We start from the raw sequence: 4814 nt of genomic DNA on the forward strand, positions 1-4814 counted from the left end.
TACTGCTCTTATCAAAACTCGAAATTCAGACTAAATAAAAAAATTTTCCTTGAGTAAATATGTTATTTTCCATTGGCAAATAGCTTATTTACCTTAGGAAAATAGTCTATTTACCGCAGGTAAATATATTGTTTACCCAGGGTAAATAGACTGTTTACCTGTAAAGAATGCTCTTTTTGGATTTATTTTTTTACCCACTTGCTACTTCCGTAAAGTTCTCCGCCATCTGTAGACAATTTTAATACGCAGCTATCTTCAATGATTGTCTGGACTTCAGGGCTGTAATTATAAATGGAACGGAACGCTGTAAAGATTTGTTTTTCTTTTTCCATTGCATACAGCTTGATGCAGCCTTCTTTTCTTTCCGCATCCAATTCATTGCGGACAAAAAGGTCGTGCGCCATTGCAGGAAGCTTTGTCTGTTTTAAAATGGACAAATCAAACATCACGATATTCGCGCTTTCTGTTCCGTCTCCCTTGTCTGTTCCAGAAATTATTGAATACCGGCTTACGCCCTTTGCATTGCCTGTCTTTGGCTCAAAAAATTTAAGGATAGGATTTTTCCATTTGCCATTCTGTATATGTCCATTCAAAGCTGCCATGTTAAGATTCACCTGGCTTGCTATTTCATCTAAAACATTGATTTCCTTTTTATTCAGTTCCTTTTTTGCTGCGGAATCTTTTAACGCAATGAGTTTTCCTTTTTTATAGTTTTCAATGCATTCGTAAAGCCGCTGAAGTTCAAGATATTTTTTCCCATAAACATCAAATGCCGCCTTTGAAAAAGTTCCGTCAGGAAGAGCTTTTTCATATTCAGATTTTATTGCCTCAAAGTCCAAATTAGTCTGGTTGAGATTCATCGTCAAATACTGAATCTCGTCATTTATTTGCAGCTTTAAAACCTCTGCAAGAGACTCATGGAATTTTTCAACCGCATAAACCTTTTTTACATTCATCCCAGGAAAAAAAGACTGGAGAACAGAAAGCTCTTCCCTTGTAGGAGAAGCCAACCCTTCAATAGAATGCTCGGCGACAGCAATCTTGTTTTCAAGCCTTGTTTTCTTAATGCTTATGCTTTTATATTTCTTCTCAATAGCCTGAAGTTTTTCAGCATTATTAGAATCAAATGCAAGGATTTCTTTATCATTCGTCCTTCTCAGCTCAGAAAGCTCTTCTTTAAGACGGTTTATATCTTCATATACAGCTGTTAAATCAGAATCCGTTTTTATAGAAGACTGTATGAAATTTCTTTTTACTGCTTCATTGAAAGTTTCCTTTGCTTTTGCAGCATCATCGGCGTTATTTTTTTCCGCCGCAATCTCTTTGTACCGGTCAAACAGTTTTTCAAAATTAACAACGCAGTCGCGGGCATTTTCCATTGAATTTCCTTTTAAGAATTCCTCAAGATTCTTTGAGCTTTTATGGGATATTCTAAAATACGGACTTACCGCTCCTCTGAATGTAAGAGACTCATCTTCAAAGCCGTAGCTTTCGGCAAGTCTTTTTTGGAATTCCTTAAGGGAAATTTTATCAATAACAGAATAGCCGCTATCGCAAACGTTGACATTATTCAAATCCTCTGTGGAACGGCTGTAATAAACTTTTTCCCCTTTAAATTCAAATGCAAAATTGACTGCATGATGCCCGATATTTTCAATGATTTTTCCGCCGCCTGTAACATAGGTGTTTCCGCCAAAAGCAAAATCAATAGCAAGCAGAAAACTGGATTTTCCTGTGGAATTGTTTGTGGACTCGTTTGCAACAACTGTGTTAAGGCCTTTATGAAATTCTATTTTTCCATCTTGAATATATTTGCCTTTAAAAACATCGCTTTGAATTTCTACAAGCATATTATTTCTCCTGTCGCATTGTCTATATCAATTTTTCCAAGCGCGTACAGAGCGTCCAAGGTCTGTATAAATTCAGAAAGAGATGAAAAATGACTTTTTACATTTTTATAAAGCTGCTCCGGAAAAATTCTTTCATTTAAAACCATAGCCTGCAAAACAGGAACAAATTTTGAAATTACGGATTCATTGTACCTTATCATTTTATCTGGCAGGAGCATCAAAAACCTCGCATAGCTGAATAAAATATGAAACTATAATTCCTACTTCGGGAGAATTCGGCTGAGTCAATGCAATTGGAGCAAAATAATTTTTCATATTGTCTACGATTTCTTTTTCGGTAAAATACTTTTCCTTTAACCGTAAATATTGGTTATGAATGCATTGGCATATAAAGGCAGGCGGCTTTCCTCCGTTTTCTGCTGCCGAAACAAAAGCCTTGTTCACTACATCAAAATAAACCAAGTCATTTTCTATGCTTCTAATAAGATGATTGTCTTTTTTGATTTTTTCTTTTATGCAATAAGTTATATTTGGAGGTTCTGGCAAATTTTCCGCCTTTATGCTTTTGGAAATCAAATTAACGGCGGCTGTGATTTTATCTTCAAGTGTTTCCATCGAGCCTGCGCTTGTGCCTTCCGGATAATGGATTTTCTTTTTTCTTCCGGACTGTTTCTTAGGTTCTTTTGCGCCTTTTTGAATTATTTTTGCAAATAGCTCTGCATATTTTTCTGGATAGTTTTCGGCTGAAACATCTGGACAGAATTCCTTTATCGACTCCACCAAGTCAACATCCATTTCCAGCGTGGGATTGGAAGGCTTTTCCATGAAAGAAATAAAATTATCTGTGTTCAGATATTTCAGCATCTGGCTGTATGTGCCAGGGGAAATTCTGTTCCCGTTATAATATCTTGCTATTGTGTCAGGCTGGAATTTATCATCGTTTTTTAATGGATTATATGAACGGAATTCTATATGCGCTGGAGAATTGCCTTTTGCGTTTTCGTTGTACCTGTCCAGAATGTTGTCAAATAATAAAACAACGAATTCATCCTGATTTATGTTTTCTCCGTAATAAGGACGAAGCGTTTTTGCAAATTGCTGAAAAGTCATAAACTCCAAAATACCATCCGATTCAAATCCGTTAAAAAAAAACAGACTGATTTCTTCTATATATTATAAGCCTTTAAGGATAATATTGCATTAAAAATCTCATGTTTTTGCATCCGTTTTTTCTTCTGCGAAAGTGCTATCTTTCTTATCAACAAAGCAAATACAGAGTTTCTGCGAATTGCCTTGTACATTTTTATTATACCATGATTTCTGGCATTTTGTTAGGCGCGCGGCAGAATGCCGGTCTCATGGCAAAGGAAGTTAACCATGGAAACTAACAATGCATTTATCAAGCTTCATGAATCAGCTAACGGAAGAGTGTCCGTTAAGTTACAGAAAAATCAGTTTGCAAAGGACGGAGCTGAAAGCTTTTACGGACGTGTGGAACGCTACACCTACAGCACTCAGAACATTCTTGATTCTATGGCGGAGGCGATTCCGCTTGTGGATTTAGGAACTGTCGCAAGTGTATTAAATGCCTATGCAGGCACTGTTCTGAAGGTTCTTTCTGCAGGAAATGCCGTAAAGTTCGGTGAGCTAGGGATTTTCTACATTGCAGGAAAAGGCAGCGTTGACAATGAAAACGGAAAACCCAAGCTGACAGTAAAGTTTTCCGCGACACAGACATTAAAAGACGCTGTTCAGAATGTTGAAATCGCAGCCTCTGAATATACTGCTCCAAGCGGAGTTGTTACAAGCGTTACGGATGTGGCGACCGGCAAAAGAGATGAAAACCTTTCCGCAAGCAGCTCTGTTCTGGTCGAAGGCTCAAGCCTAAAAGTCGGCGGAGAAGATTCTGGAATTTGGTTTGCGCCGGTTGCAGAAAGCGGAATTATTTCTAGCGATGAAAGCAAATGGGCAAAAATTGAAACAGCCTTGATTTACAACTTGCCTTCCAAGCTTTTATTTGCACTTCCTCAGGAACTTGAAAGCGGAAAATACAAAATTGTTGTCCGCACCCGCTACGCCGGAAAATCTGGCTACGAGCGGAAGTATCTTGTAGAGGCAGTTTCTGAAACTGTAACAGTCGCATAGCAGCAAATTCATGCGGTTTGCCCTGGTTTCGGGCAGGCCGCATGAATAACAGGTCGAAATTTCTTTTACAAAAAAAACAAAAAATTATTAAAAAAAAGCACGACAAGACCAACCTCATGGCAGACCTCTTCGTCCGTGCCTCTGTATATATATTCATATATTTTTCTTATGTATTCAACTTCTTCTCATTTCCTAACAAAGTAGAATTTTCCCTCCTTATGAATAGGATCAAGAATCCACTTATTATTTTGTGTTATATAGAAATATAATTTATCATCCATTACTTCAAACATTCTAATTATATTTATCCATCTTGTGTAAATATACAAGCGTCCATTATTATTTCTGTAGATAAAAGATCTATTACCATAATTATCCAAAACGTAATATCCATTAAGTTTTACTATGCTTGTTAAATTGCATAAATTATAACTGACCACGTTTTGTGGAGTCCGGTCATCATCAACTAAAATCCATTCTCCTAAAAAATCATCTCCATCAGTAATCTTTTCACAGTTATTTAAAAAATTTTTTTCAAGTTCAATTATATTTGAATATAATTTGAAATTATTCGGACTATCGCCATCTTTCATAAATTCAATATCATAATTAACTTCATTATGCATCACAAAGCGATCTGAGGCATAAGAGCAAAAATAAACACTCATTAACATAAAAGATATAAACAGCTTTTTCATTCTACCCATTCCTCCATCTCAATTTTTTTATAGTAGGTCGAATTTCGAGTTATAAAAAAAATTTACAAAAAAGGCGTAATTCTTTAGAATTTTAATTACCACAAAAAAACAAAGGAATTAC

The 4814-nt window shown here is 36.2% G+C and carries 5 protein-coding genes; 1 reads left to right on the forward strand and 4 read right to left on the reverse strand.

Going from position 1 to position 4814, the window contains the following annotated elements; all coding sequences use genetic code 11:
- Positions 1 to 182: 182 nt before the first annotated feature.
- From B4C08_RS02585 to B4C08_RS02595, 3 genes are read right to left on the reverse strand one after another with little or no spacing between them, the layout of a single operon-like run.
- Positions 183 to 1850 (reverse strand): ATP-binding protein, encoded by a 1668-nt coding sequence (locus B4C08_RS02585; RefSeq protein ID WP_296662518.1) that lies wholly within the window; start codon positions 1848 to 1850, stop codon positions 183 to 185.
- The gene (locus B4C08_RS02590; RefSeq protein ID WP_296662519.1) at positions 1841 to 2068 is read right to left on the reverse strand and encodes an ABC-three component system middle component 7; all 228 of its coding nucleotides are present in this window, start codon (positions 2066 to 2068) and stop codon (positions 1841 to 1843) included. Before B4C08_RS02590 ends, B4C08_RS02585 begins: the two co-directional genes overlap by 10 nt.
- Positions 2052 to 2960 (reverse strand): ABC-three component system protein, encoded by a 909-nt coding sequence (locus B4C08_RS02595; protein ID WP_296662520.1) that lies wholly within the window; start codon positions 2958 to 2960, stop codon positions 2052 to 2054. Before B4C08_RS02595 ends, B4C08_RS02590 begins: the two co-directional genes overlap by 17 nt.
- 267 nt (positions 2961 to 3227) lie before the next feature.
- On the opposite strand from B4C08_RS02595, the gene B4C08_RS02600 reads away from it, so the two are divergent.
- On the forward strand, positions 3228 to 3995 hold the full coding sequence (locus B4C08_RS02600; protein ID WP_296662522.1) for a DUF4469 domain-containing protein: 768 nt from the start codon (positions 3228 to 3230) through the stop codon (positions 3993 to 3995).
- 185 nt (positions 3996 to 4180) lie between these two features.
- Here B4C08_RS02600 and B4C08_RS02605 read toward each other — a convergent pair whose 3' ends face one another.
- Positions 4181 to 4693: a hypothetical protein gene (locus B4C08_RS02605; protein WP_296662523.1), complete on the reverse strand. Its 513-nt coding sequence runs from the start codon at positions 4691 to 4693 to the stop codon at positions 4181 to 4183.
- Positions 4694 to 4814 lie beyond the last annotated feature (121 nt).

Source organism: Treponema sp. UBA753 (assembly GCF_002297325.1).
Taxonomy (GTDB): domain Bacteria; phylum Spirochaetota; class Spirochaetia; order Treponematales; family Treponemataceae; genus Treponema_D.